Origin of the sequence: Sporocytophaga myxococcoides (genome assembly GCF_000775915.1) — a bacterium.
In the GTDB taxonomy this organism is placed as follows: Bacteria; Bacteroidota; Bacteroidia; order Cytophagales; family Cytophagaceae; genus Sporocytophaga; species Sporocytophaga myxococcoides_A.
Genome location: NZ_BBLT01000003.1, coordinates 125,851 through 152,525, shown reverse-complemented (window position 1 = coordinate 152,525; position 26,675 = coordinate 125,851). Strand labels below are relative to the sequence as shown.

At 36.6% G+C, this 26,675-nt stretch carries 22 protein-coding genes; 10 read left to right on the top strand and 12 right to left on the bottom strand.

Features of this window, described 5'->3' with window-relative positions:
* Window positions 1–28 precede the first annotated feature (28 nt).
* Complete coding sequence (locus tag MYP_RS08510) at window positions 29–919, bottom strand: malectin domain-containing carbohydrate-binding protein (protein ID WP_045461608.1); 891 nt, start codon at window positions 917–919, stop codon at window positions 29–31.
* Window positions 920–1,529: 610 nt separating this feature from the next.
* Window positions 1,530–2,762 (bottom strand): sugar MFS transporter, encoded by a 1,233-nt coding sequence (locus MYP_RS08505; protein WP_045461605.1) that lies wholly within the window; start codon window positions 2,760–2,762, stop codon window positions 1,530–1,532.
* Between the two features lie 116 nt (window positions 2,763–2,878).
* Here MYP_RS08505 and MYP_RS08500 point away from each other — a divergent pair, with 116 nt between their 5' ends.
* Window positions 2,879–3,178 (top strand): DUF4286 family protein, encoded by a 300-nt coding sequence (locus MYP_RS08500; RefSeq protein WP_045461602.1) that lies wholly within the window; start codon window positions 2,879–2,881, stop codon window positions 3,176–3,178.
* Between the two features lie 49 nt (window positions 3,179–3,227).
* Here MYP_RS08500 and serS read toward each other — a convergent pair whose 3' ends face one another.
* Window positions 3,228–4,496 carry a serine--tRNA ligase gene (gene serS / locus MYP_RS08495; RefSeq protein ID WP_045461599.1) on the bottom strand — a complete coding sequence of 423 codons (1,269 nt, stop codon included), beginning with the start codon at window positions 4,494–4,496 and terminating at the stop codon, window positions 3,228–3,230.
* A gap of 298 nt (window positions 4,497–4,794) precedes the next feature.
* On the opposite strand from serS, the gene rho reads away from it, so the two are divergent.
* Window positions 4,795–6,372 (top strand): transcription termination factor Rho, encoded by a 1,578-nt coding sequence (gene rho, locus MYP_RS08490; RefSeq protein WP_045461596.1) that lies wholly within the window; start codon window positions 4,795–4,797, stop codon window positions 6,370–6,372.
* A gap of 60 nt (window positions 6,373–6,432) precedes the next feature.
* On the top strand, window positions 6,433–7,494 hold the full coding sequence (gene corA / locus MYP_RS08485) for a magnesium/cobalt transporter CorA (RefSeq protein ID WP_045461594.1): 1,062 nt from the start codon (window positions 6,433–6,435) through the stop codon (window positions 7,492–7,494).
* 8 nt (window positions 7,495–7,502) lie between these two features.
* Here the strand turns inward: corA and MYP_RS08480 are convergent, their stop codons facing one another.
* The 3 genes from MYP_RS08480 to MYP_RS08470 form a co-directional block, all read right to left on the bottom strand.
* Entirely contained in the window at window positions 7,503–7,928 is a 426-nt protein-coding gene (locus tag MYP_RS08480) for an FKBP-type peptidyl-prolyl cis-trans isomerase (protein ID WP_045461591.1), read from the bottom strand.
* A gap of 98 nt (window positions 7,929–8,026) precedes the next feature.
* Window positions 8,027–8,992 carry an FKBP-type peptidyl-prolyl cis-trans isomerase gene (locus tag MYP_RS08475; protein WP_045461588.1) on the bottom strand — a complete coding sequence of 322 codons (966 nt, stop codon included), beginning with the start codon at window positions 8,990–8,992 and terminating at the stop codon, window positions 8,027–8,029.
* Complete coding sequence (locus MYP_RS08470) at window positions 8,986–10,020, bottom strand: DHH family phosphoesterase (protein WP_045461585.1); 1,035 nt, start codon at window positions 10,018–10,020, stop codon at window positions 8,986–8,988. Before MYP_RS08470 ends, MYP_RS08475 begins: the two co-directional genes overlap by 7 nt.
* A 177-nt stretch (window positions 10,021–10,197) precedes the next feature.
* Between MYP_RS08470 and MYP_RS08465 the strand changes: the two genes are divergently transcribed.
* Entirely contained in the window at window positions 10,198–10,617 is a 420-nt protein-coding gene (locus tag MYP_RS08465; protein WP_045461583.1) for a nucleoside-diphosphate kinase, read from the top strand.
* 110 nt (window positions 10,618–10,727) lie between these two features.
* Here MYP_RS08465 and MYP_RS08460 read toward each other — a convergent pair whose 3' ends face one another.
* Window positions 10,728–11,489 (bottom strand): segregation and condensation protein A, encoded by a 762-nt coding sequence (locus MYP_RS08460; protein ID WP_045461581.1) that lies wholly within the window; start codon window positions 11,487–11,489, stop codon window positions 10,728–10,730.
* 269 nt (window positions 11,490–11,758) lie between these two features.
* Between MYP_RS08460 and dxs the strand changes: the two genes are divergently transcribed.
* Both dxs and MYP_RS08450 read left to right on the top strand, forming a co-directional pair.
* Window positions 11,759–13,675 (top strand): 1-deoxy-D-xylulose-5-phosphate synthase, encoded by a 1,917-nt coding sequence (gene dxs, locus MYP_RS08455; protein ID WP_045461579.1) that lies wholly within the window; start codon window positions 11,759–11,761, stop codon window positions 13,673–13,675.
* A gap of 17 nt (window positions 13,676–13,692) precedes the next feature.
* Entirely contained in the window at window positions 13,693–14,472 is a 780-nt protein-coding gene (locus tag MYP_RS08450; RefSeq protein WP_045461577.1) for an alpha/beta fold hydrolase, read from the top strand.
* 112 nt (window positions 14,473–14,584) lie between these two features.
* On the opposite strand, the gene MYP_RS25675 is transcribed toward MYP_RS08450, so the two are convergent.
* The 3 genes from MYP_RS25675 to MYP_RS08435 form a co-directional block, all read right to left on the bottom strand.
* Window positions 14,585–16,762, bottom strand: coding sequence for an eCIS core domain-containing protein (locus MYP_RS25675; protein WP_081990449.1), 2,178 nt, complete (start codon window positions 16,760–16,762; stop codon window positions 14,585–14,587).
* Between the two features lie 204 nt (window positions 16,763–16,966).
* Complete coding sequence (locus MYP_RS24870) at window positions 16,967–18,832, bottom strand: cellulase family glycosylhydrolase (protein ID WP_052430039.1); 1,866 nt, start codon at window positions 18,830–18,832, stop codon at window positions 16,967–16,969.
* A 114-nt stretch (window positions 18,833–18,946) separates the two neighbouring features.
* On the bottom strand, window positions 18,947–20,095 hold the full coding sequence (locus MYP_RS08435; protein WP_081990448.1) for a helix-turn-helix domain-containing protein: 1,149 nt from the start codon (window positions 20,093–20,095) through the stop codon (window positions 18,947–18,949).
* 577 nt (window positions 20,096–20,672) lie between these two features.
* On the opposite strand from MYP_RS08435, the gene MYP_RS08430 reads away from it, so the two are divergent.
* A complete protein-coding gene (locus tag MYP_RS08430; protein WP_156140429.1) occupies window positions 20,673–21,119 on the top strand; it encodes a hypothetical protein in 447 nt (148 codons plus the stop codon).
* Window positions 21,120–21,437: 318 nt separating this feature from the next.
* Here the strand turns inward: MYP_RS08430 and MYP_RS08425 are convergent, their stop codons facing one another.
* Complete coding sequence (locus tag MYP_RS08425) at window positions 21,438–22,061, bottom strand: JAB domain-containing protein (RefSeq protein ID WP_045461572.1); 624 nt, start codon at window positions 22,059–22,061, stop codon at window positions 21,438–21,440.
* Between the two features lie 87 nt (window positions 22,062–22,148).
* Window positions 22,149–23,063 (bottom strand): hypothetical protein, encoded by a 915-nt coding sequence (locus MYP_RS08420; protein ID WP_156140427.1) that lies wholly within the window; start codon window positions 23,061–23,063, stop codon window positions 22,149–22,151.
* Window positions 23,064–23,246: 183 nt separating this feature from the next.
* Here MYP_RS08420 and MYP_RS08415 point away from each other — a divergent pair, with 183 nt between their 5' ends.
* From MYP_RS08415 to MYP_RS08405, 3 genes are all read left to right on the top strand, one after another.
* Window positions 23,247–25,427 (top strand): S9 family peptidase, encoded by a 2,181-nt coding sequence (locus tag MYP_RS08415; RefSeq protein ID WP_045461566.1) that lies wholly within the window; start codon window positions 23,247–23,249, stop codon window positions 25,425–25,427.
* A gap of 57 nt (window positions 25,428–25,484) precedes the next feature.
* The gene (locus tag MYP_RS08410) at window positions 25,485–25,703 is read left to right on the top strand and encodes a hypothetical protein (RefSeq protein ID WP_045461563.1); all 219 of its coding nucleotides are present in this window, start codon (window positions 25,485–25,487) and stop codon (window positions 25,701–25,703) included.
* A 129-nt stretch (window positions 25,704–25,832) separates the two neighbouring features.
* A complete protein-coding gene (locus MYP_RS08405) occupies window positions 25,833–26,561 on the top strand; it encodes a hypothetical protein (protein WP_045461560.1) in 729 nt (242 codons plus the stop codon).
* Window positions 26,562–26,675: the final 114 nt, after the last annotated feature.

The window sequence follows — 26,675 nt, the reverse complement described above, 5'->3', positions numbered from 1 at the left end:
ACCTCTAGAAACATTTTCATTTACTTAATTATTGCTTGATCAGACGAAGAGTTTCACTTGCCTTATCATTCGTAACTTTCAGCATATAAACCCCTGATGGCTGAGAAGAAAGATCTACTCTCAAATCATATCCCGATAATTCAGTTCTGGGGCTTTCTATTTGCTTTCCATAACTATCGAACAACTGAATATCTCTAAGGTTAAAATTATCCATTTTTAATGTCACTACATCCTTACATGGATTAGGAAATGCAGCTATTGTATTTTGTGTTTTCTTTCCAAATACACTTTGAACAGTAGGTGTTACCTCAATTATTTCAATGCCGTTTACTTTGGGCTGACCAATATTCTTAGCAAAGACAATATTAAGTGTATCATCATCTCCTACTTCTGTGACATAGGTTTTTGTGGTGCCAGTAAATTTGGGCACTTCACTTAAAATATCATAATTAGAAAGCTTTTTCTCTCCCTCTATCCATACATCAAAAACTCTTGATCCAGGTTGATTAAACCAAATTTCAGCGAAATACAACCGTACTTCGACAAGTGTGGTAGCTTTCACAGGAAATTTCCATTCCAGCTGAGTAGCATCTCTGAACTCAGAAAGGCTTCTTTCACTTTTAAATACTTTTACAGGTACTGACAGAGGCACTGATGCATCGAAAAGAATAGTGTCATAGACAGTATATGTTTTATTCCCTGCAATTGCTGTGTCAACATAACCAGAAGGAATATCTGGGTGATCATTGCCCCAGGCAACCTTTGACGTATCTATGCTTGGCACAGATGTGCCTCCGGCATTCATTCTATATAACGTGGTACTGTAAACAGTTCCAGCAGGTTGAGCGGAGCCAGTTATTGCGAAAAGCAAAAAGAGAGCCAGTCCTCCCAAGGATTGAAGTGTAAATATTTTTTTCATAGAATATTAATTTGGCTAAGTCATTTTTCTCTTCAATCAACCTTTATGTATCAGCCAGTGTTTAGCGTTTTAATTTAATCGAATACTATTCTCAGATTTTATCTATCCGGATTGTTCTGATTTATAAAAATTTCACTCACATTTTATCTTCAAAAAAAAATATTTTGCACTAAAAAAATTAATCCCTTTTTAATCCTGCCGGATAAAATATACCTAGCTGATATTAATGAAATATGTTTATCATAAGATGCAAATTAAATGAGGTAAACCAGGCATATAAAAGCGTGTTTTTTAAATCATAAAAAAATATTAACAGCACCATACACTTTCTTAACAATATTGAATTTGGCAGGTTATCAATTTTAGGAACTTAACTAAAAAAAGAAAATTATGACAACTAAAGAAAAAGGTGCTCCAAAACCTCAGCAAACTAAACCTGAGGCACCAAAAAAACCAGAACCAAAAAAGAAATAAGGAAATTTCTTTTTACAAAAGCATGAACCAATAGATTCGTGCTTTTATTTTTAAAAAAACAAGAAGAGGAAGGTCTTAGCCTTCCTCTTCTTCTGTTGTTATTTTCCAAACAGCACCGGAATATATAAAATCGGGATCAATAGAAGTTGGTCCTCTTTGGATATCTCGATCCTCTAAGACCAAAGTATGCAACGAATATATAACAAATGACAGGAAGAATAAATCCGGCTTTCCCTTCTATCATTGCATGAGAAACAAATGGTATTACTGCACCTCCGACAATCGCCATAATAAGCATTGCAGAACCTTCCTCCGAAAATTTTCCAAGCCCGTCAATTCCCATTGTAAAGATGCATGGAAAAAGAACAGAGTTAAATAAACCAACGGCAACTATGGCATAAATAGATATCTGTGCATCTATTAACATAAACCCAATTACAAGCAATGAAGCGATAATAGAGAATATTCCGATACTCTTTCTTGGACTAAGTTTGACAAGTAAAGCCGAACCAACAAACCTTCCGATCATTGCACCACCCCAGTATAAAACTGCCAGATCGCTTGCTACAGAAGCAAGATAAGTACCTATCGTAACTTCTGCTCCTACATATGCAAAAATAGCAAGGGCACCCAGGCCTGCATGGCTAAATTGCCATACCTGAGTTCTTGGAGGGTTTGACTCCAAAACAAGAGGTTCAATCTCTTTTGTATTAATTCTTGGCAGTCTTGAGAAAAACAGAAAAACACCAAGCAACACCAGGACTACACCAAGAAGTACAAATGGGAGCTGAACAAATTGAACTACCGAGTTTCTGATTTCTTCAGGAGACATATTAAAATAACTTCTTTCATTAAGACCTGAAAGTTCCATTAAAAAACCTGAAGCAAACAAAGTAGCAACGAATGCACCCAAAGAGTTGAAAGCTTGCACTAAAGTTAATTTACTTGCTCCCCTTCCCCTTGAACCAAGCAAGGCCACATATGGATTTGCAGCAACTTGAAGAATAGTAATACCTGTGGCCTGTATGAACAGAGCCGTCATAAAGAAGGAGTACGATCTCATTCCTGTTGCAGGATATGCCAGGAAACACCCGACAGCAGCAAGGCCCAATCCTGTCATCATCCCTTTTCTGTAGCCTATTTTATCGATTAATTTACCGGAAGGGACTGCCATCACAAAATATGTGGCAAAAAACAGAAAATTCATGGATATTGCCTCAAGGTAGCTCAATTGAAATACTGTTCGTAAATCGTTTGCAAGCATTATATTTGTTACTGTTATTAGTCCCCACATAAAAAATAATGTGGAAAGCACCGCGAAAACAATACTATAATTTGGCGATTCTTTTTCTGGGTTTAAAAAAGACATATTTAGAGTGATTTACAAGTTTGAATTTTTCCTGGTTCTATATAAATAAAAATTACGAATAAAACTTAAACTTGTTACCTTAATATTCTTTTATCAATAAAAATTATTAAAAAAAAATGATTATCTACAATCTTACACTTGTATCCCTTCCGGAAATTCAAACTAAAGTGCTGAGTGAAATAAAATCGAATTACATCCCCGCCTTGCAAAAAAACAAGCATGGCTTAAATCACAAGGTTATGAAAGTCCTTTCAGGCGAGGGGAATGAAAGCACTTTTGCATTGCAGGTTTCATTTGAAAGTCAAGACAATTACATTTCATTCATAGATACTTACGAATATATACTCATTGAAGAAATACAAAAAAAATTCCCCAATCAGGTTATGCCTTTTGCTACCCTTCTTGAGGAATTGTAATATCGTTAAATTATATAAGATTTAAAGAATTTAACCTTTAAGTAAAAGGTTAAATTCTGTCAAAACCTGTATAGGGAACCAGAACATCCGGAATTTTAATACCATCCTTGTCCTGATTATTCTCAAGCAAAGCAGCAACAATTCTTGGAAGGGCAAGTGCGCTTCCGTTTAATGTATGTAACAGCCTTGTTTTTCCTTCAGATTTAAAGCGTAACTTAAGTCTGTTGGATTGGAAAGTTTCAAAGTTACTTACAGAGCTTACTTCAAGCCATCTTTTCTGAGCAGCAGAGTATACTTCAAAATCATAGGTCAGGGCAGCATTAAAACTCATATCGCCACCACAAAGACGAAGAATTCGGAATTGAAGTCCAAGTTTGTATAACAAGTCTCTTACATGATCAACCATTTTATCCAAAGTTTCATAAGAGGTGTCTGGATGGACAATCTGAACAATCTCCACTTTATCAAACTGATGTAGTCTGTTCAAGCCTCTGACATCAGCGCCCCAGGACCCTGCCTCTCTTCTGAAACAAGGAGTATAGCCTACATTTTTTACAGGGAGATCTTCCTCTTTCACAATTACATCTCTGTAAATATTAGTGATAGGAACTTCAGCAGTAGGAATAAGGTAAAAATTATCAGCAGATGCAAAATACATTTGCCCCTCTTTATCAGGAAGCTGACCGGTAGCAAATCCGGAATCGGCATTTACTAATATGGGCGGCTGAACCTCTGCATACCCAGCTTTCAGGGCTTCATCCAGAAAGAAGTTAATCAAAGCTCTCTGAAGTCTGGCACCTTTACCTTTGTAAACAGGAAAACCCGCACCAGTCAGTTTAACTCCAAGATCAAAATCAATAATGTCAAACTTCTTAATAAGCTCCCAATGCGGAAGTGCGCCATCGTGAAGTATAGGTGTGGAGCCATGTTCAAAAACATTCTGATTCTCCTCTGCTGTACGTCCTTCAGGCACTGAGTAATGAGGAAGGTTTGGTATTTTAACCAATGTTTCATTTAATTCACTTTCAAGGGCAGCGAGCTTGTCCTCCAGGTCTTTGCTTTTGAGTTTAAGATCAGCAGTAACAGCCTTAGCTTCTTCGGCGGCATCCTTTTGGCCAGCCTTCATCAGCTGCCCAATTTCTTTTGCTTTTGTGTTGCTTTGAGCAAGTATATCGTCAAGAAGTCTTTGCGTATCTCTTCTATATTGATCTATTTCAATTACCTTATCAACGAATGATTCAGCATCTTTAAAGTATTTTTTCTTCAGGCCGGCAATTACTTCCGTTTTATTTTCGCGTATAAAAGCAATCTGTAACATGTTATATAATTTGAAAAGAGCACAAATAAACCTAAAAAGACCACACTAGTCCAAACTTTTTAATTATTTTCCGCGTTAAAAATTTTAAATAAATAAAAATTACTTGACAATTATCTCCTGATAATTTAATATTGCAGAACCAAAACAGCATTTGAGCTTTTTCTAAACAAGTTCATTTCTTTTTAGTTTAACTTAACATCTTAATAAATAACCAGTTTTCATCCTTAAATGGGTTTCCCTTTTAAAAACATAATCAGGGTTGGTTAGTTGATCGTGTTTAATCTATCAGAGCATTTCTATGTACAATATTGAAGAATTAGAGGACAGATTATTATCTGAATTGAAGGACATTGCCGAAAAGTTAGGTATTCAGAATTTTAAAAAGCTGCAGAAAAAAGAACTCATATATAAAATCCTCGACCAACAGGCGGTAATGCCAGAGCCGCAACTCACCGAAAACAAACAAATGATGACTATTGACAATACGGAAGATGGCTCAAGAGATGAAAAGGAGCCTAGAAAAAGGATCAGAAAGAGAGAAAATGTAAAGGAAACAGAGCCAGCTAATGAAGATTTTCCTTCTTTTTCAAGTTCAAATGAATTTGTTTTCGAGCCTTTCCAAAGAGAATCTGAACCTCTATTTGAAACTGCAGCCCCAGCAGTTTCCACTTTTGAAGAAATAAGAGAAGAAAAGCCTGTTGAAAGAGTAAAATCAACAAGACAAACCTCACAAAACAATGGCGGTGTGAGTATGCGTGAGTTTGACGGAATTATTCTTAATTCAGGTGTACTAGAAATAATGCAGGACGGATATGGTTTCTTAAGATCAGCAGACTATAATTACCTTGCAAGCCCTGACGATATATATGTATCTCCTTCTCAGATTAAACTATTCGGACTGAAGACAGGTGATACCGTTAAAGGCCAGATCAGACCTCCGAAAGAAGGGGAAAAATATTTTGCATTACTTAGAGTTGAAAGCGTAAACGGAAAGACTACTGAAGAAATCAGAGATCGTATTCCATTTGAATTCCTTACGCCGCTTTTCCCACAGGAAAGATTAAACCTAAGCACCACTCACAATCAGTTATCTACAAGAATCCTTGATCTTTTTGCGCCAATAGGAAAAGGTCAGAGGGGTATGATTGTAGCTCAGCCTAAAACAGGTAAAACAGTTCTCCTTAAAGAAATTGCAAACGCTATTGCCACAAACCATCCGGAAGTATATCTGATGATCCTACTGATCGACGAGCGTCCTGAGGAGGTTACAGATATGGCAAGAAACGTAAAAGCTGAAGTGATATCTTCTACATTTGACGAACAGGCTGAAAGACACGTAAAGATTGCTTCAATAGTACTTGAAAAAGCTAAAAGAATGGTTGAATGCGGCCATGATGTAGTTATTCTGTTAGACTCTATCACAAGACTTGCAAGAGCTTACAATACAGTTGTTCCTTCTTCAGGTAAAATACTTTCAGGTGGTGTGGATGCAAACGCGCTACATAAGCCTAAAAGATTTTTCGGTGCTGCAAGAAATGTAGAAAATGGCGGATCGCTTACTATCATTGCTACTGCGCTTATAGAAACCGGAAGCAAAATGGACGAAGTTATCTTTGAAGAATTCAAAGGTACTGGTAACATGGAGTTGCAGCTTGACAGAAAGCTTTCCAACAAAAGGATCTATCCTGCTATTGATGTTCCTGCATCAGGAACAAGACGCGAAGACCTTCTTATGGATAAAGATGAGCTTTCCAGAGTATGGATTCTGAGAAAATACATGTCAGATATGACATCGGTAGAAGCTATGGACTTCTTGATCGACAAGATGAAAAACACCAAGGACAACAATGAGTTCCTTGTTTCAATGAATGGATAACAATTGATAATCGATATAAAGAAGCGGCTTTCTAGCCGCTTTTTTTATGTCAAATAACTAATGAAAACGGTAAGACCTCATAAATCAAGGACAGTCGGATTATCCCCGGGCACTCTTAAAGAAAATAAGAATCCTGAAAATAACTCAGTCGTAACTGTCATGAGTTATAATGCGACTTCTCTGGAAGAAAGAACGATTTCTTCTCTGGATGAACTTCATAAATATAAAAGTGCTGATGCCGTTTCATGGATTAATATTGATGGGACAGAAGATAGCGAGAGTCTCAAAAAAATCGGCGAAATTTTTAATCTGCACCCTCTCCTGCTTGAAGATATATCCACAGCGGAACAACGTCCGAAAATGGACGAATTCGATGAACAGCTATTTACTATCCTCAATATGCTTAGTTTTAATTCCGAGAAAAATTGTATAACAGTTGAACAGGTCGGCATCGTATTGGGTAGCAACTACGTACTCTCCTTTCAGGAAGCAGGCGGAGATGTATTTGACCCAAACAGGAACAGGATTAGAAACAACAAGGGGAAACACCGGAAATATTCTGCTGACTATTTATTCTATACCCTTATAGATACCATTGTAGACAATTATTTTATCATCCTTGAAAAAATTGGGGAAAGACTTGAAGATATAGAAGATAGCCTGATTAGCGAACCTACCAATGACATTCTTAACGACCTTTACAAAATTAAAAGAGAGCTTATTCTTCTCCGCAAATCCATTTGGCCGCTCCGTGAGGTTTTAATGAAATTCGAAAGAGAAGAATATGAGCTTATAACCGATTCCACTCAAACTTATTTTAAGGACGTTTATGACCATACTGTTCAGATTATTGATACTTTGGAATCCTTCAGAGATTTGTCAGGAGGAATGCTTGATCTTTATATGTCAAGTATAAGCAATAGGATGAATGCCGTTATGAAAGTCCTTACTGTTATATCAACCATATTTATCCCATTATCTTTTTTGGCAGGCATTTACGGGATGAACTTTGACTATATACCTGAATTAAAGTGGAAATATGGATACTTTGGATTTTTGGCTTCATGCCTTACAATTTTAATAGCAATGCTATTCTACTTCAGAAAGAAAAAATGGCTCTGAAAGAGCCATTACTTTACCTTTAACAAATGCATTTCAAATATCAAGGTTGCATTTGGTGGAATTAAGTATTTACCAGGGTGCTCATCATCTTTTACACCTTTTTTGCCATACCCAAGGTTGCCAGGAATAATTAAAACCCCTTCTTCACCTTCAGACATCAAGAGAACTCCTTCATCCCAACCAGGGATCACTTCCTTAGTACCAAGTACAAATTGAAAAGGTTTACCATCATAACTGCTTTCAAACTGCTTGCCATCAGTAAACTTCCCCTTGTAATGAACTTTTACTTTAGCTCCTGCATAAGCTTTTTCCCCCGTACCTCTTTTCTTCACAACATACTTCAAACCAGATTTTGTTGTGATAGTATCACCTTCTGCAAACGTTTTGCTAAATGGAATCAAAAAAATTGCCCAAAAGAAAATCAGATGTTTCATTTCAAAGTTTTAAATGAAAAACGGAGATTAAAAAAATTGGTTTAAAGAAAAAAGGTTGTCCAAATATGAACAACCTCTCTAATACTTATTCTTACCTATTACTTCTTAACATCAAGCACTTCAATATCAAATACCAAAGGTGCATTTTTAGGAATCAGGAATTTCCCTTTGTTTGCCGGATCAGGTATTCCAGACTTACCATAACCAAGAGGAGATGGAATAAAGATTGTAGCTTTATCACCTTTACCAAGCACCTGAAGTGCGTCTTCCCACCCTGGAATCACTCTGCCAAGTCCAACAACAACAGTGAAAGGATCTTTACCTACTGAAGAATCAAATGTTGTACCATCAAGAAGCTTTCCTGTGTACTCAACTGTAACAGTATCCCCTTTAGTAATTAAAGGAGAATTTGCATCTTTTGTAATCACATAAGAAACGCCATACTTGGTTCTTTGAGCAGTAATATTTTCGGACTTTAGTTTTTTGTCAATGATGGCATTGTCAGTTTTAAGTTGAGTTTTTACAGAAGCAGAATCAAGCATTTTGCTGATATAATCATCTACCATTGCCATTTGCTGCTTGTTCATTTCCTGCTGTTGCTTTCTATACTTTTCTCTTTCAGCAGCTACCTCTGATTTAGTATAGACTTTAACTACCTTAACATTAAATGTAGTAAAACTACCTGGTTTAATTTCCTTAGGCATCTCTGTGTTGAATCTCTTTTGGTAAAGAGAATCGCTGCTTACCATAAAAATAGCGCTATCACCTTCACTAAGCAAGGCCAAACCTTCTTCAAGGCTCCCTTTAAAAGGAGATTCAGAAACAAGAATATCTATTGGGTTCCCGTAATTCTGTTTCGCAGTGCTAAAGGTATCCTTCTCATTTTGATAGCTCATCTGCACAAGAGCTACGCTTCCAACTTCCACATTCTTTCCACCAGTTGAGTCCTTTACAATCTTGTATTTAAGGCCGTTCTCGGTTTTTTTGTATCCGTCGCAAGAAGACAGAATACCGGAAGCGGCTAAAATACATAGGCCAACTGCCGCAACACTTTTCTTTAACATAATGATTTTTCTAGTTTATAGTTCTGATATAATTGTTCTTTATAGGCAGGAAGCACTTCCAAAAAATTTTTTACAGTATCTTCAAGGTTTAGATTTGATTTTCCTCCCGCTGCATTTAAATGGCCTCCTCCTTCAAAATGTCTTCTGGCAAATTCATTGACGGAAAAATCACCTTTAGATCTAAAAGATAGTTTTACAGAATCTGGCCGTTCTATGATAACTGCAGCGATCACAACTCCGTCAATGGACAACGCATAGTTTACCAAACCCTCTGTATCACCTGTCTGCGAATCAAACCTTTTCAAATCTGCTTCTGATATAGCGATATATGCAGCATACAAGTCTCTTTCTACCACGAGCTTTTCCAGAAGTGCAAAACCTAAAAATCTTAGCTTTGACTCAGAATTGTTATCATATATAAGTCTATGAATCCGTGACACATCAACCGCGAGGTTCAAAAGCTCTGCAATAATCATATGCACTTCCTTGTTCGTGCTTGGATGCCTGAATGATCCCGTATCGGTCATGATTCCTGCATAGATACACTCCCCAATACAGGTATCAAGGTATTCTCTGTCACCCAAACCGATTATAAGCTTATAAATAAGCACAGCAGTAGCGGCAGCTTTGATATCCCAGAAAACAAAATCTGCAAAATACTCGGGCTCAAGATGGTGATCTATCAATACTTTTGTTGCAGTGGCATTTTTTACAAGTTCCCCCATCTCGTTAATTCTGCCTAGAGCAGAAAAGTCCAAACAAAAAATAACCTCAGCCTCCTTTACCAGCTTTGTAGACAACTCCACATTTTCTTCGTACACAATTACCTCGTCATTACCATTCATCCAGTTAAGAAAAGTAGGATAATCTGTTGGAGTAATCACTTTAGGATCATGACCTTTTTTCTTGAGATAAGCCCACATTGCAAGCGAAGAACCTAAGGCATCAGCATCAGGTTTTGCGTGAGTTGTAATGACAATTTTTTTTGGAGTCCTTAGGATTTCCCTTAGAGATACAAGATCCTGCATTGATTTCTTGGACGAATAGACCCGTAGAATTTAATTATGCTTAAACAAAATTCTCTAGCTTTTGATTATAAAAAATCAGAGAATCTGCGCAAAATGAGAATTTTTTAAAAAAAATCCAATATTTCAGGAATCTGTATAATTTTGCAATCTGAAATTAGTAACCCTAACAACAAAAATATGGCTGGTAACAGAACTTTTTCAATGATTAAACCTGATGCAGTAGCAGCAGGTAATTCCGGTGCAATTCTAAAGATGATCGAAGAGGCAGGATTCAGAATTGTAGCCTTAAAAAAATTCAAACTTTCTGAAGAGCGTGCAGGTCAGTTTTATGAAGTTCATAAAGAAAGACCTTTCTACAATGATCTTAAGAAATATATGTCAAGCGGATTTATCATGCCAATGATTCTTGAGAAAGAAAATGCAGTGGCTGATTTCCGGAAATTGATCGGTGCAACAAACCCGGCAAATGCGGAGGATGGCACTATCCGTAAACTGTATGCTAAATCAATCGAAGCAAACGCAATCCATGGATCTGATTCTGATGAGAATGCTGCTATAGAAGGAAACTTCTTCTTCTCTGGATTAGAGCAGTTTTAAAGTTAAAAGTAAAAAGCTGAAAGTTTAAAGTTAAATAACAACTTTACACTTTCAGCTTAGTAATATTTAATGACACTTTAAACTTTTGACTTTAAACTTTAAACTTTAAACTACAACTCAATAGCTTCTTCCGTCTCTGCCTGTCTCTTCTCTACCCAGAAGTTATTAAATCCCTCCCCAACATAAATCATCAGATAACCTTGTGTTAATAGTTCCAGAATTGCAAGGAAGTTGTATACCATTGCTATTTTGGTTCTGAATTCCGAAATGACATCTTCAAAAGATAGCCTTGCAACGTCACTCAACTTAGTCAAAATATATTCTTTCTGGTTCTCAATGGTATAAGGATACTGTACCACCGTATGAATTGGTTTATTTTTTTCTTCTTCAAACTTCCTCAATACCCTTTCATAAACTTTGAGAAGTTTATACAGGTCTATATCCTGGAGCTCTGACTCCACATCGTTTACTTCAGAAAGTTGTTTTAACTCTTTGACTATGTTCCCTCTTTTTTCGAGGCTCATGCGTTCCTCTTCGAGATTAGCAAGATCATTGATAATACTCTTGTATTTCTTATACTCAAGAAGATGGGCCACAAGCTCTTCCCTTGGATCTACTTCATTACCCTGTTCATCAATTTCTGGTCGTGGCAAGAGCATTTTAGCCTTAACCCTCATTAAGGTTGCTGCAACAAGGATGAATTCGCTGGCAACCTCAATGTTCATTTCTTCCAATCGGTGAATGTATTCCAGGAAGTCATTGGTTATTTTTGAAATAGGAATATCATAAATATCCAGCTCATCTCTCTCTATGAAAAAGAGCAAAAGGTCGAACGGACCAGTAAATAAGGGTAGTTTAATTTCGAAGCTCACTTAGTAAATTTAACAGTAGTCTTTCAAACGTCAAAATCAATTCCGATTTATCATTTTGATAAAAACCACGACTCTCAACTTGTAAATATCTGACTATTAAAAAATATTACTTAAAACTTAGTTCTCCAGATCTAATTAAAAATCCTTTTAAAATAAAACACAGTATAATATCATAAATAATTTGTCGTTATTTTGCTGAGGCACATTTTTTCTTTTTTTAATTTAAGAAAACATATATTGTTTTATATTTGTTTTAGTTGGGACTTGCCATGTTAATAAAACCGGGAAAATTATTGGGTCAGATCGACTCTCCTGAAGATCTGAGAAAACTGGAGGAAACGCAGCTTTACCAGGTTTGTACCGAGCTCAGGCAGTTTATTGTAGACAATGTATCCGTATATGGAGGACATTTTGCTGCTGGGCTTGGTGTGGTGGAACTTACCGTTGCACTTCATTATGTATTTAATACTCCTAAAGATCAGCTTGTCTGGGATGTAGGACATCAGGCTTATGGCCATAAAATTCTTACAGGAAGAAGGGACGTTTTCCATACAAACAGACTTTATAAAGGAATTTCCGGTTTCCCGAAAAGAAGCGAAAGTCCTTATGATTCATTTGGAGTAGGACACTCTTCCACTTCTATTTCTGCAGCTCTCGGAATGGCTGTAGGCTCCAGATACAAGCAAGAACTTGACAAACAGCATATAGCTGTAATCGGAGACGGAGCATTAACAGCAGGTCTTGCATTCGAGGCAATGAACCATGCAGGAGTTTCCAATAGTAATCTGTTAATCGTCCTCAATGACAATTGCATGGCAATTGATCCTAATGTGGGGGCGCTTAAGGATTATCTTACAGACATTACCACATCGCAGACTTATAACAAACTCCGAGATGAGGCATGGCATATTTTGGGTAAAATAAGCAAGTTCGGCCCTAACGCTCAAACAATTGCTTCCAAAATTGAGACTGCTTTAAAATCTTCTTTATTAAAAAACAGCAATCTTTTTGAATCTCTTAAAATAAGATATTTTGGACCGGTAGACGGACATGACATTGATCATCTGGTTAATATCTTTAATGATCTCAAAAATATTCCAGGGCCCAAAATCCTTCACTGTGTTACAACTAAAGGAAAAGGATTTCCTCTTGCTGAAAAAGACCAGGTAAAGTGGCATGCTCCCGGGAAGTTTGATAAACTTACCGGAGAAATCAGTATCAAACATTTTGATACCCCTCAGGCTCCTAAATATCAGGATGTTTTTGGCCATACCATCGTAGAACTGGCTGAAAAAAACCCAAAGATTATGGGAATTACCCCCGCAATGCCATCTGGTTCTTCTTTAAATATCATGATGGAAAAAATGCCTGACAGAGCATTTGATGTGGGTATAGCAGAACAACATGCCGTTACTTTTTCCGGAGGGCTCGCCACTCAGGGACTCATTCCTTTTTGCAATATCTATTCTACTTTCATGCAACGTGCTTATGATTCAGTCATTCACGATGTTTGTCTGCAGAATCTACACGTCGTTTTCTGTCTTGACAGAGCAGGAGTCGCAGGTGCCGATGGCCCAACGCACCACGGAGCGTACGATATTGCATTTATGAGATGTATCCCGAACATGGTAGTTTCATCTCCGATGAATGAAAGCGAATTGAGAAATCTAATGTATACTGCTCAACTGGATGGCAACGGACCGTTTACAATCAGATATCCCAGAGGCCAGGGCGTAATGCCAGAATGGAGGCTTCCATTTGAAAAGATTGAGATTGGTAAAGGACGCACAGTAAAAGAAGGAGAAGAAATCGCAATACTAACGTTTGGGCCAATAGGCAATAATGCAGTAGATGCATGCAATATCCTTGAGCATGAAGAGCTGACACCAGCTCATTATGATATGAGATTTGCGAAACCACTTGATGAAGCACTTTTACATAAGATCTTCAAGAAATTTAAAAAGATTATTACAGTTGAAGACGGATGTCTGATGGGAGGATTCGGAAGCGCTGTTCTTGAATTTATGGCAGATAACAACTATTCTGCGAAAATAGTAAGACTTGGAATTCCGGATAAAATCATAGAACACGGAGAGCAACCACAACTTTATAAGGAATGTGGTTATGGCACAGAAGGAATTGTAGAAGCTGTCAGATCTTTAACCAGTATTGTACATCAGGAATAGAGTATCAAAAAAAATTAATGGCTATATCATCTTTAAAATACAAATCAGCAGGTCGCGGGCCTGCTGTTGTTTTTATACATGGATTCTGTGAAGAAAAATCCTTATGGAAAGACTTCTTAAATCACTTAAAAGGCAATTATCATGTAATCACTCCTGACTTACCAGGGTTTGGTGAAAGTCCCTTAAATATAACTCCTGTTAGCATGGAATACTTTGCCGATGAGATCAGAAGCCTTCTAAAAGACCTTTCTGTAAAAGAATGCATTATGATCGGGCATTCTCTGGGTGGATATGTCGCCCTTGCCTTCGCGGAAAAATATCCTGAAATGCTTAAGGGGCTAGGTCTTTTTCATTCAATGGCTTTTGCAGATAGCCCGGAAAAGCAGGAAAACAGAAATAAGACTATTCAATTTATTGAGAAAAACGGAGTTGCTCCATTTGCAGACAGCTTTGTTGAGCCTCTTTTTTTCATGAGGAACAGGAAGAATCTGGAAAGAGAAATTCAAACAATGATTGAAACAACCAGAAACACTTCCATAATATCGATCATTGAAACAACCAAAGCAATGCGGGACAGGAAGGACAGAACAGATGTTTTGAAAACTACTCAAGTCCCGGTTTTATTCATAGTGGGCAAAGACGATGGACCAGTACCACTGGAAAAAAACCTAGAGCAATGCTACCTTCCCAAGCACAGCGTTGTACATTTTTTCTCTGACTGCGGACACATGGGTATGTTTGAAAAAAGAGAGGAGACGCTGAAAGCGGTTGAGAAATATCTTGAATTGTGTGGGTAACTATCCTTCAAATGGCGTCGTTTGATGCATGGATATTTATAATATCTAACCACACTAAAGACCTCAATAGATCTTCCTAGTAGTTCTTACGAGGTTATATACATATATCTCTTTAGTGATTCTTATCCTTATTTCCACTGCCAAGAGTGTATAAACCACTCAAAATTGCTAAAATTACGACCAGCACCAAAAGCCATGCAAAACCTTTAATAGAATTTTTCTCTTCAGATTTTTCCACCTGCCGATTCTTCTTCCTTTTTCCTTTTACACTCCTCTTTGCTTTACTTTTTGATTTGTTACTGCCACCTTTTGCTACATTTAAATTGCTTGTTACGGGAATTTCCTGACTTATATCCTCATTTACATTATTCTCTTCTTCAACTGCCTCTTCAATTCTTTGCTCCTCGACCTTTTTGACAAAATCCATCCATTTTTTCTGCCTCCCGTAAATTCGGGTTGCGATACCCATAACATCCTGAACTGAAGGTTTTGACGTTTTTAACCTGTCAATTTCTTCATCAAACTTATTTCCTATCTCGTCTCTAACGTCCTCCTCATAGCCTCGTAAAAGTTTGGCATTTGGCAAGCTTATGAATGTTATCACCTGACTAATAACTTCCTCCTTATTTATCTTTTCAAGAGCTTCTAGATACATCACCTCTTTCGTGACTTTTACCAAAGTAGTCTTTAGCCTCTCACTTTGCAATTCAACTATATCTCCATTATCCAAAAGCATAGGAATCACAAACTGACAATTGAGACAAGAAGGAATCTCTTCTGATTCATTATTATACTTCTTAGAGTTGCCATCGTTGTCGTTTATTTTTACTCCACTGCTGCTATCTGGCCCAACCCAAACTTCGGTCATATACAAAGGGGATAATTTGGCCAGCTTAGTTCCAGCACAGCTTCCTATTTCTGCACTTGCACTTTCTCCATCCTGTTTTACAACCTTATAATCATGTTTTTCATTGTCATCATGCCATTCAACCACGCCCTCCGGAGTTGAACCTGAAACGCTCCTGGACAAGTCTGTTAAATCTACACTTACCGGATCTTTCTTAACTGTAAAGTTTTTAGTCCTTGCGACATCAGTAAACGTAGGTTTATTACCTTTGTAAGTAGGCTCTACACTTCCTGAATACGCAGCAAATGTGGCAGAACTTGTAATTGCAACTCCCATCATATATCCAGCCGGTACTCTTTCACCTTTACCTTTATCCCATTTGTATTTCCAGACTTCTTTATTCTCCAACTCATCTCTTAAATCTTTGGCTAATGCTTTACTTGTATCAGAAGATGGGACTCCTTCCCTCTCATTCCCATACACATCCTTACCTGAACCAAGTTTATGAGGATATTGATAAGCATTACCCTGTATCTTATTTACCTTTTCAGTGGAACGCTTAACCGCGTCAATCAGGTAAACTTCATTCTCAGTTTCCAGCTTGTTAATTTTGGCCCAAAGAAAATTGAGATTAAGTTTTTCTTTAAAGTTATCAAGTGTATAAATAACTTCCTCACTGAAGGACCTGCCTTGCCCATTCACTACCCAGGTATCAAGAGCCTCTTTAAGGATTACCGGAAACTCAACTTTGTCCTTATAAGCCTCTTTCAATTTATTAATAATATCTAGTAATACACTTGGTTCGCTTTCAATATATAGTTGTGCGGTATTTGAGGATCCGGAAGCCCCTTTTTCGGTTACCGGAGTTCCATAACCTTTAAATTGCATAGCTTTATTACCCATCCTATCCGCTTCATTCTCCAGCTCCTTATCATCATTAATATTTAGACCATTCTGCTTTCTTGTAGGTTCTACTCTCCCTTCCTTTTGTTGTACCACGTGCCAGGCCTCATGTGGCAAATGTTTCTCCTGCCCGCTTCCAACAAAAATATCATTGCCTTGAGCATAGGCAAGAGCCTTCAACTGCTTGGGTTTATCTGAATTGTAGTGAACCTTTACTCCATCCATAGACAAACCAGACATTGCCTCAATACCTGATTTTAAATTGTCAGGCATTCCTGTATTGTTCACCTTCTCTGGCGACTCATTTTTTTGTGGACTTTGTGCCACTTCTTTTTCATGCTTTCGCTGAATAGGCACTGTTGAATAATGCATTCCAGCTATTGCATTGCTCATCATTTGTGTTACATTTTTTCCATATAGACTTGAATTGTCAAACAGACTTTGATCCGCTACTTTACCATATGCAAGATTCTGATTTGCAATTTGCGCGTCGGTTTTCCTTTGTGGTAAGCTCTTGTTCTGGGTTTTTACAGATTGCATAATTCTATAGTTACCATATAAATATATGACTAATAGACTATTATACCAATTTAACTAAAAAATGATTCTGTTAAGGTTATTTTCGAATTGAATCTTTCGAGATAGTTATTATCGAATCTGATTGATTTGAAATATTTAAAATGAAACAGACTTATTGATGCTTCACGTGGAGCAAAGCATCAATAAGTCATCAGTAAAAATGATTTATTGCTTTATCCACTTCCCATGCATCACTCCACCTGAATGATGCATTAAAATAATATAGCTTCCCTTTGCCAAAGAATGAATATCTAATCTTGAAGCTTCTGAAGATGATATCACCACATTTCCAAATAAATCACAGACCTCAATTTTAGAAATTTTAATATTTTCCGGATTACCAATATTCAGATACTCACTTCCAGGATTTGGATAGAGCAACAAAGAAGATTTACGATCTCCTTTAGGAGAAAAAAGACTTGTGGTCGTGCCGAAGAATTCTCTGAAAACTTTTTCAAGGGCGGTATTAATGGTAGTCGTGTCCACGGGTTTATCCCATCCGTCATATAATCCGAACGAAGATTCCTTATAAGAATGGTAGGTGAAATGATACCCTAAACTGTCAAAAATTTGCAGTGCATCTGCTACCCATCTGTCTCCGCCTTTATCATTATCAAACGTATTTCTCGCAGCGCCAAACTCTCCAAAGTATACAGGATACCCCTTTTCTTCAATATATTTTGAATAAGCAGTAATTTTTTCCACGAGAAACTGATAATTTCTGGCCCCAACCTGGGTATTAGAAGGAGAATTATAAAATTCTGTTGTAATAGATGCAGTCGCCCCGGCAGGTACATTTTCGCCTTTCATCCAGCCACTTACCACGTATTTATGACCCTTTATTGACTTAAAGCTAAAATTAGGACAGATTACAGTTGCCGCTGCCTGATTTCCAGAAATTGAAATTGAATAATTATCGTTGTGACCAACAGAGCTTTCTTCCTTATAAGCTCCTGTACCATCCGCTGAATACCACCAATAAGTTCCGGAAGATAAATTCTCAGAATAAATAGTTCTTATTTCATTCCCACTGGCATCCAATTCTTTTAGCACAAAATCGTCAAAATATACCTTGCCGGCTCCGATTTTATTAGATACGAATACTACACGTCCCAAAATTACTTCATCATCAATGACAGTATAAGGCTTGCCAGTAAAATAGGTCCAATCCTTGGTGCCAGAGCCAATTGACGGGTTAGTGTAATTCCCTGTAAAATAAGTAGCATCAGAAGGAGCTGTTATAAAATTCTCGTCCGGGTATTTTCCTCCTTCGCCTGTATTGGCCCAGTCAAGATTTTGATGCGTAAACTCATAAGGATCATACAGGTGAACTGTGTACATCAAATTTTCCTCTGTGATTTGCGGGTAATTGTTGTTTGCATCTGAATAGCTATAATCACAATCCAAAGCCAATGCTCTTTCTGTAATTATAAGGTGGTTATTATCAACACTCCTGATACTATCTATAATTCTTTGAGCCAGATTGCTCCAATTTTGGATGCTACCAGAGGGAGTTGGTTCATTCAGAATATCATAGGCTCCTATCTGAGGTTCGTCTTTGTAACGACTAGCGATTGCCTTCCAAAGAGCAGCCAGACGCTTTTGATTTTCAGGGTTAGTCCATAAAGCATCACCTCCACACGTTGACTGATATCCTCCTTGTGGCACGTGCATGTTAAGTATCAGAAAAATACCATGATTTTTAGCCCATTCCACATTTTTGTCGATCCAGTCCCAACCACTTTGCTTATATGTATATGGATTTGCATCATTTTCAAAGGTTTTATAATTCAAATAAAACCTGATGGCATTCATTCCTAAATTATGAACCCTCTGCAAATCAATCTCTGAATGGTGAAGCGATGGAGAAAAGTTGTCATTATAAACAACATTACCAAATGCCATTCCTCTCAGCAATATTTCCTCACCTTTATATTTGAGTTTTTTGCCATCCCTTTTCACAAAATCCTGGCCATAGGAATTGAAGACAACAATTAGCAAGCTTAATACAAACAGTATTTTTATTTTCATAAAGTTGGAATTGGTTCTAATTGGTTAAATAATTATATAGAGCACAATTATGGTATATTTCTAATTTAAACTATTCACAAAACCAGAAAAACACTTCACAAAATATGCAATTTACTACTGTCCAGAACCTTCCTGAAACTCTGATGGGGTCTTGCCTGTCATACTTTTAAAAACCCGGTTAAAGCTCCCGGGACTGCTGAAACCGACTGCATAGGCGATTTCACCTATATTAAAGTCAGATTCTTTCAAAAGTCTTTTTGCTTCATTTATTCTTATCTGGTTTACATAAGTTTTAAAATTGCAATTGAACTTTTCAGAGATGGTTTCTGAAATGAACCTTTGGTTTACACCTGATTCTTTTGAAACAAGAGAAAGGTCCAGTTCAGCATTATTGAAATTTTCGTTAATGAAATCCAGAAAATTAAAACCAGTATCTGATTTCTCACTCGTTTCCAAAGGCTTATATCGAACATCAACAGAAAAAGCTTTCTTCCCGTCAGTTTTGCTTTTGAAATAAAACCTAATAAAAAGTCCCGCAATTATAAATACTTCGAATAAAACCATAATTAGCATAACAATGGTATTATCTCGGTAAAAGCGAACCTTGTATAACTCAAGAAGGCTCTTCATATCCAGTTTTGGATTTAGACCTGTGGAAAAAGATAGTTGATTCATTCTGTTCCATTCAGGATCTGAAAAGTCGCTTTTAGGTTGACCAATAGCTGTAAACCACCAGTCAGGAGTAGAAAATTCTTTAAATTTCAGTAGTAACGTTTGTCTTTTTTTCGTGATCTCAATATTCGTTGAAGAATGTCTGTCCCTCAACCTGTTGCTTGTATCTTTGACATTTTTATCCTTTGTAACTAAATAAATCAGAAGATCAGATACGTTTTTTGAGGAAACCTCAACTTCCAATCTGTTATATTCAGAAACATCCAATACCTGATATTCAGGTCTGGCAAGATTAATTCCCGCATATGGCAATACAAATCCTTTTTTCAGTATAAAGCGAAATCCAATAACGGAGTCATTGTGAATGGAGCTTATAACTAAGGATTGTCCATTGTCATTCTTATCGGTATAAAAATTTGCATTCAGCTTTTGGGCAGAGGGGAAAAGTGTCAATTCTTCTTTATGAAAAAATGCAAAATATGACATTGTTAGTAAAGCAATACTACTCAGGATTAACCTAATGTATTTTCTATTTCGAATGAAATTCCTGAATACTCTTGTATTGATTACCTGGGAAATAGGTCCCTTCATATTATATAAAGAATGCTCTTGCAGTTTATTACTGGAACGAAAATAATACTCTTAAGTAGTCTTTTAGAAAAAAATAAGGTAATAAATCAATCAGGTGCTGAATGAATGTAAAGACTTACCAAAATAATACGTCCAAAAGGAAAGTGACAATCATTATTCCGCTTTTTGTTAAACCTATTCTATGAATTATTTGCCCTATGATAGAATATGTTGAGCCGAATATAGGAGTCTATTCGGCTCAACATTTAATTCCTAGCTAAGTTGAAAACTGATGCCTTCGCTTGAAGCGAAGGCATCAGTCGTATCCAACTAAAAATCAGAGCCCATTTATTGCAACCACTGCTAAATTATTATCTTTGTTGAATCAATTACAAGATAAATCAACCAGCTAATGGAAACCCGCAACCCCCCTTTGCTTCCGGATAGGTATTACCATATATAAAACCGGGGCATCAATGGACAAAACATTTTTGTAGAACAAAAAAATTATTCTTTTTTCCTTAAAAAGTATGCTCAGTTTGTATCACCTTTTACCGATACCTATGCCTATTGTCTGTTAAAAAATCATTTTCACTTTTTGATAAAAACCAATAGTGAAGAAGATGTTATGAAAATAGTGATGTCTTCGCTTGAAGCAAAGGCATCACAAAAAAGTGTCTCATGGCATCTTAGTAATTCCTTTGGCTGTTTGTTCAAAAGTTATGCTCAGGCCTTCAATAAACGATACAGTCGTACAGGCGGATTATTCGAAGAACCTTTCCATAGATTAGAGGTAGATAATGATACTTATTTTTCAAAACTTCTTTGGTATATACATTTTAATCCTCAAAAACATGGTTTTGTAAAAGACTTTCGTGAATATGAACACTCCAGCTATCGTAGCCACTTACTTGAAAGAAAAACCAAACTCAATAGAGCTGAAGTATTGAGCTGGTTTGGCAATAAAGATGGCTATATTGATTTCCACCAGAAGCGATATCCAATTGATAAAATCATGAATAAATTTGTAATTGAATTTGATTGATTGGAAAGGTTGGGAGGATGCTACTTATCGGATTGACTGATGCCTTCGCTTGAAGCGAAGGCATCAGTCAATCTGGAAAAGTTCTCAGACTTAATAGAGCAAGTCTTAAACTGGTTTGTAATAAAGATGTGGATTATTCATTCCACCTAAAGCAATCCAGTGGATAAAACCACCAATAAGTTTTAATTGAAAATAATTGATTAGAAAATTGGCAGGACTCCGGGTAACGGAAAAACTGATGCCTTCGCTTGAAGCGAAGGCATCAGTCAATAATCTGCGAAATATTCATATTATCACTTCAATGGGTGACATCAACAACTAATCCAGCTCTTCAACTTCTCCAATCGAAAGCCCTGTCACTTCTGCAATCACCTGATCGCCCAGACCTTTTTTCTTTAACTCTTTAGCGATTTCAACATTTCGAATATACTTTCCCCGTTCCTCACCCAAAGCTTCTGCTTCTTTCCTTATTCGTGCTTCCAGTTCAAAAGCCGGAACATATTTATTGCTTTTCTTTAATATATCCAGCAATCCAATATCTAAAAAACTTGTAAATGACTTTTCAGAAATAATAAGATAATCAATCACCTGTATATCGAGGATAATTCCTACCTGAAGAAGCCTGTCTGTAATATCTTTATCCTGCTCGCTCGGAATCAGATCTCCACTAGGATGGTTATGCACCAGAAGCATTTTCACAGCTCCTTTTAAAACCCCAACTCTGAAAACCTGCATCGGCTCAACAATAGTTTTGCTGGTACCACCCAAGCTGATCAGTTCTATATATAAAATCTGATTGTTATTTGCGAGACCGATTGTCCAGAAGTGTTCTTTGTTGCGGTCAATTTTCTTTTCCCGCAAAAGAATCTCCTGCATAATGCTGTAGACGTCGTCTGAGTTGAGTAGTTTAATCTTTTGTTCCTCCGAAAGTTTTACATTCATACCAAGGTATACCTACCTACTTGCATATAAAAGAAGAAGGCTGCCCTTTTGAGACAGCCCTTATCATAATATATAATTCCCTAAGGATTATTTCTGAATTTTTACTGTAATTGTGATTGTACCAGAAGCAGTAAAAGAACCAGAAAGTTGGCTAACATAAGCTAAACCAGATTTTCCTCCAACTGTTGTAAAGGCAAATACCTTTCCTACAGAAAGATTTGTAACTTGTGTATCAGTAGCTCCTGTTGCAGCCTCTCCAAGCACATTTGCACCGGTTACAGCATTAAATTCTGTTTGTGTTAAGCTTGTAGATTTGAATTTAGTAGCATTTCTTGTTGCCCAGCTTGTAAGACCTGTAAAAACTGCTGAGGCATCTGTATTGCTTGGAGCAGCCATAGAAGCTCCATTAGCTTGTCCATGATAGAAAACAAAATCCACAGCTGATGCATTTGTTTTTGCAGCAGCCTGAGTGTACACAACATTACCCTCTGCATCGTAAAAACTTCCAAGTGTTGCGTGATTTTCGTTACCAAGAATTACAGCTGTCCAAGTGTCAATTGCACCAGTTTGAACAGTTCCTATTGTTACTTTGATAGATTTGCTTGTAGAATTTCCATTTTTATCAGTAACTGTAAATGTGTAAGTTTCTACATTACCGACATTTGAAGATACTACTGTTGAAATTTCACCTTGATAAGTGTTTTGGTTAGATCCTTTAAGTGAATATGGATTTGAGCCTGCGCCATCAGGAGCATAATCTACTAGGTATGCATTGTTAATTGTAACTTGGAATTTATCCATGTCTTTGTCACCTTTGTTAGCAACCCATTTTACTTTTAGAGTTGATCCTGGAGCTAAGGTAACATCACCAGTTGTATATCCTGTTCCTGCAACAAAATCAAGGCTTGGTGCTGGCTTCGGATCATCTTCATTAGAACAGCTAGATAAAAGTGCAACTGCCGCAAGCGCCATCATTGAAAAGAATTTTGAGAATTTTTTCATACTTTTTTTAAATTGTTTGATTGTTTTAAGTTTATAATGTTTTAAAGGTAAATATATAACTTTTTCTGTTACTCTTGTTCTGGGAAAATGTTTCAAAATCGATCTAAAAAATACCTATTTTTAAACCGTTTCATTCTTATTTTGTTTTAAATCACCACAAAGAAATAATAACTTATTAAAATTATGTTAAAAAGATTTTTTTTAATCACATTAATACTTTTCGCACATTTCTTAACTTATTCACAGCCCAAAAAACCAATCGGGATAGAAGACATCTGGCTCAAAGGCACTTTTCGTCCGGAAATTCCTCAGGGTTTTGCCTGGATGAAAAATGATTCTTACTATACTGAACTGGTCAGCGATAATACAATTCAGCGCGTTATCCAATTTGATGCCAAAAATGGAAAAGAAGTAAAAACCATATTCTCTTCCTCTGAATTAACTACTCAGTATCAATTAAATATAGAAGAATATTTTTTTAGCCCTGACGAAACCATGCTCCTCGTTGCCTCAGCTACAGAACCAATATACAGAAGATCGTCCAAAAGTATTTTTTATCTCATTAACCTTACCACTAAAAAAGCTACTCCACTATCCTCTTCAGAAAAAATAGCTTATCCTACCTTTTCACCTGATGGAAAGAAAATAGCATATGTAAAAAACAATGATTTATATTTTACATCTGTATCAGACGGAAAAGAAACCAGAATCACATTCACCGGAATGATCAATAAAATCATTAATGGAAGTACAGACTGGGTGTATGAAGAAGAATTTGAAATAACCAAAGCTTTTTCCTGGTCAGAAGACAGCAAAAAAATAGCTTTCCTTACTTTTGATGAATCCGATGTTAAAGAGTACAATATGCAACTTTGGGATGGTCTGTATCCTACAGATTATAGATTTAAATATCCAAAAGCGGGTGAAAAAAACTCTGAACTTAGCGTATCATGTTACTTCACAGAGGAAAACAAAACCAAAGAAATTTTCTCAGGCAAAGGAAAAGATCTTTATATTCCAAGACTTCAATGGACCAAAAACCCTTCTGTGGTAAGCTTTATAAGAATGAACAGACTGCAAAACCATATGGAGATCTTGCATGCTGATGTTTTCACAGGAAAAATTAATACCGGATATGAAGAAAAATCCGACACATATATTGAGATCAATGACAACCTGACCTACCTGGCTGATAACAACCACTTTGTTTTAACAAGCGAAAAATCAGGATACAGACACATATATTTGTATAATCTTGAAGGAAAAGAAGTAAGGCAAATTACCAGTGGAAACTGGGAAGTCGAGAAACTTTCAGGAATTGATGAAGCCACACAAAAGATTTACTATACCTCTACCGAAGCCTCACCCCTGGAAAGGCAATTTTATGTGATCGGTTTTGATGGAAAAAACAAAAAACAACTTAGTTCCGGCAAAGGAACACATGACATAGAAATGAGTTCCAATAAGAATTTCTATCTGGACATCTTTAGTACCATCAGCACTCCTCATATAACTTCCATATTCAATAAATCAGGAAAAGAGGTACGTCCCGTTACACAAAATAAGGAATTAATTCAGAAAATGTCTTCCTTCTCCATCATTGAGCCTGAATTTTTCCAGTTTAAATCTGCTAATGGTGATTCCTTTGATGGCTGGATGATAAAGCCAAAAGAAATTTCAACTGGAAAAAAGTTACCTGTAATGTTTTATGTCTATGGTGGTCCGGGCTTCCAGACAGTTAAAAATGAGTGGATGGGACCAAACTATTACTGGTTTCAGGCTTTGGCTGCAAAAGGCTACATCATAGTCAGCGTGGATCCAAGAGGTTGTGGCGGAAGAGGAACTGCAATAAAAAAGATCACACAAAAAAGTCTTGGTAAATATGAAACCGAAGACCTTATTGCATCAGCAAAATACATCTCCGGCCTTAACTATGTTGATGCCAACCGCATCGGAATTTTCGGCTGGAGTTACGGAGGTTATCTATCTTCTCTAGCCATGACCCTGGGAGCAGATTATTTTAAGACCGGCATTGCGGTAGCTCCTGTTACAAACTGGAGATTCTATGACACCATTTATACAGAACGTTACCTTGGACTTCCGCAAGAAAATCCTGAAGGTTATGACAAATATTCTCCATTAAGCCATACAGCAAAACTGAAAGGTAACTATCTCCTCGTACATGGAACAGCTGATGATAACGTTCATGTTCAGAATTCAATGATGATGACCGATGCTTTGGTAAACAGCAATAAGCAATTTGAGTTATTCTATTATACCAACAAAAATCATGGAATTTACGGAGGTTATACCAGATTCCATTTATATAAAAAGATGAGTGACTTTATCGAAAAAAATCTTTAAATCGGGATTAGGCATTCAAAAAATGTCCTTGTTAATCAATATATAAAAAACATTCAAATGATTGAATTTAATGATTATGAAGATATTTTAATGCCAAACGATTCAATTGAATTTAAACTAAAAGGCAGCAATGGGGATAGCCACCAGCCAGCTGACTTAAAGGTCTTTGTAAAAGAATGTTATTCGGAAAACAACTTTGTTCCTTTTATCGAAATTATGATGGGAAGAAAAAAGATTATAAAAAGATTTATTTTACAGGAGGCATTATTTGTTTAAATTTAAAGAAAAGTACCTCATAACGGAAACTGGATATCAAGAACATTTGAATAAAAATTTCCTTATATAGCTTCCGGAGCAGCTTCGGCTTCTGTTGGGATGGTTAAAGTTTAATTATCATTAACGGAAATGATTACTAAAGACACACCTTTAAAAGACATAATTTCTCAAAACAGGCTTCTGCAAAGTGTAGTAGAGAGATTTAATTTTAAACTACCCTCCTGGAATGTGAGTGTGCAGCAAGCTTGTCTTTTAAATGGAGAGAATCCGGACTTTGTTATTGGTATTCTGAAAGCTTTTGATGAAAATACTGATTTCCCTACCCAGGAGCTGATGTCATTTAGTCTCACATCTATACTCAACTATCTGAAAAAGACCCATGAGTATTATTTGAGCAAAAAACTTCCTGAAATTGAGCTCTCTATAGAAAATCTTATCAGAGACTATGCCCCTGGTTCTCCCTCACTTGTACATTCGGGCTCACTTTTTCTTACTTATAAAGAAGACCTTATCAAACACATCTGGGAAGAAGAACTTGAACTTTTTCCATATATAGAATACCTGCAAACCACAAAACTGCAGGGATTTAAGTTTGATGTACACAGCAAACTGAGCAAATACTCCATTTCAACCTTCATCCATAGTCATGATGACCATGAAAAAGGACTTGAAAGCATAAAAGAAATTATACTTGCGGCCGCAAATCAAAGGGAGCCGGTAATGGCTTATAGAATATTTTTGATTCAGTTGGAGATTTTTTCAAAAGACCTTCAGAAACACTCAATGGTTGAAGATGAGATACTTATTCCAATGGCTCTTAAATTGGAAAAAGAGCTGAACAATATATTAAGAAATTGATCTTGCGCGAATTATATTAAAAACTTTTATCCTGGGTCATTTTTAGTTGTTACTAATTACACCTAAACTCTTATTAAGGAGTTAAAAAAATACGATAAAACAGATTGTTTTGAT

Excerpts from the sequence above, each read along its gene's own strand:
- MYP_RS08510 (WP_045461608.1), bottom strand. The coding sequence starts at position 919 with ATGAAAAAAATATTTACACTTCAATCCTTGGGAGGACTGGCTCTCTTT.
- MYP_RS08505 (WP_045461605.1), bottom strand. The coding sequence starts at position 2,762 with ATGTCTTTTTTAAACCCAGAAAAAGAATCGCCAAATTATAGTATTGTT.
- MYP_RS08500 (WP_045461602.1), top strand. The coding sequence starts at position 2,879 with ATGATTATCTACAATCTTACACTTGTATCCCTTCCGGAAATTCAAACT.
- serS (WP_045461599.1), bottom strand. The coding sequence starts at position 4,496 with ATGTTACAGATTGCTTTTATACGCGAAAATAAAACGGAAGTAATTGCC.
- rho (WP_045461596.1), top strand. The coding sequence starts at position 4,795 with ATGTACAATATTGAAGAATTAGAGGACAGATTATTATCTGAATTGAAG.
- corA (WP_045461594.1), top strand. The coding sequence starts at position 6,433 with ATGAAAACGGTAAGACCTCATAAATCAAGGACAGTCGGATTATCCCCG.
- MYP_RS08480 (WP_045461591.1), bottom strand. The coding sequence starts at position 7,928 with ATGAAACATCTGATTTTCTTTTGGGCAATTTTTTTGATTCCATTTAGC.
- MYP_RS08475 (WP_045461588.1), bottom strand. The coding sequence starts at position 8,992 with ATGTTAAAGAAAAGTGTTGCGGCAGTTGGCCTATGTATTTTAGCCGCT.
- MYP_RS08470 (WP_045461585.1), bottom strand. The coding sequence starts at position 10,020 with ATGCAGGATCTTGTATCTCTAAGGGAAATCCTAAGGACTCCAAAAAAA.
- MYP_RS08465 (WP_045461583.1), top strand. The coding sequence starts at position 10,198 with ATGGCTGGTAACAGAACTTTTTCAATGATTAAACCTGATGCAGTAGCA.
- dxs (WP_045461579.1), top strand. The coding sequence starts at position 11,759 with ATGTTAATAAAACCGGGAAAATTATTGGGTCAGATCGACTCTCCTGAA.
- MYP_RS08450 (WP_045461577.1), top strand. The coding sequence starts at position 13,693 with ATGGCTATATCATCTTTAAAATACAAATCAGCAGGTCGCGGGCCTGCT.
- MYP_RS25675 (WP_081990449.1), bottom strand. The coding sequence starts at position 16,762 with ATGCAATCTGTAAAAACCCAGAACAAGAGCTTACCACAAAGGAAAACC.
- MYP_RS24870 (WP_052430039.1), bottom strand. The coding sequence starts at position 18,832 with ATGAAAATAAAAATACTGTTTGTATTAAGCTTGCTAATTGTTGTCTTC.
- MYP_RS08435 (WP_081990448.1), bottom strand. The coding sequence starts at position 20,095 with ATGAAGGGACCTATTTCCCAGGTAATCAATACAAGAGTATTCAGGAAT.
- MYP_RS08425 (WP_045461572.1), bottom strand. The coding sequence starts at position 22,061 with ATGAATGTAAAACTTTCGGAGGAACAAAAGATTAAACTACTCAACTCA.
- MYP_RS08420 (WP_156140427.1), bottom strand. The coding sequence starts at position 23,063 with ATGAAAAAATTCTCAAAATTCTTTTCAATGATGGCGCTTGCGGCAGTT.
- MYP_RS08415 (WP_045461566.1), top strand. The coding sequence starts at position 23,247 with ATGTTAAAAAGATTTTTTTTAATCACATTAATACTTTTCGCACATTTC.
- MYP_RS08410 (WP_045461563.1), top strand. The coding sequence starts at position 25,485 with ATGATTGAATTTAATGATTATGAAGATATTTTAATGCCAAACGATTCA.
- MYP_RS08405 (WP_045461560.1), top strand. The coding sequence starts at position 25,833 with ATGATTACTAAAGACACACCTTTAAAAGACATAATTTCTCAAAACAGG.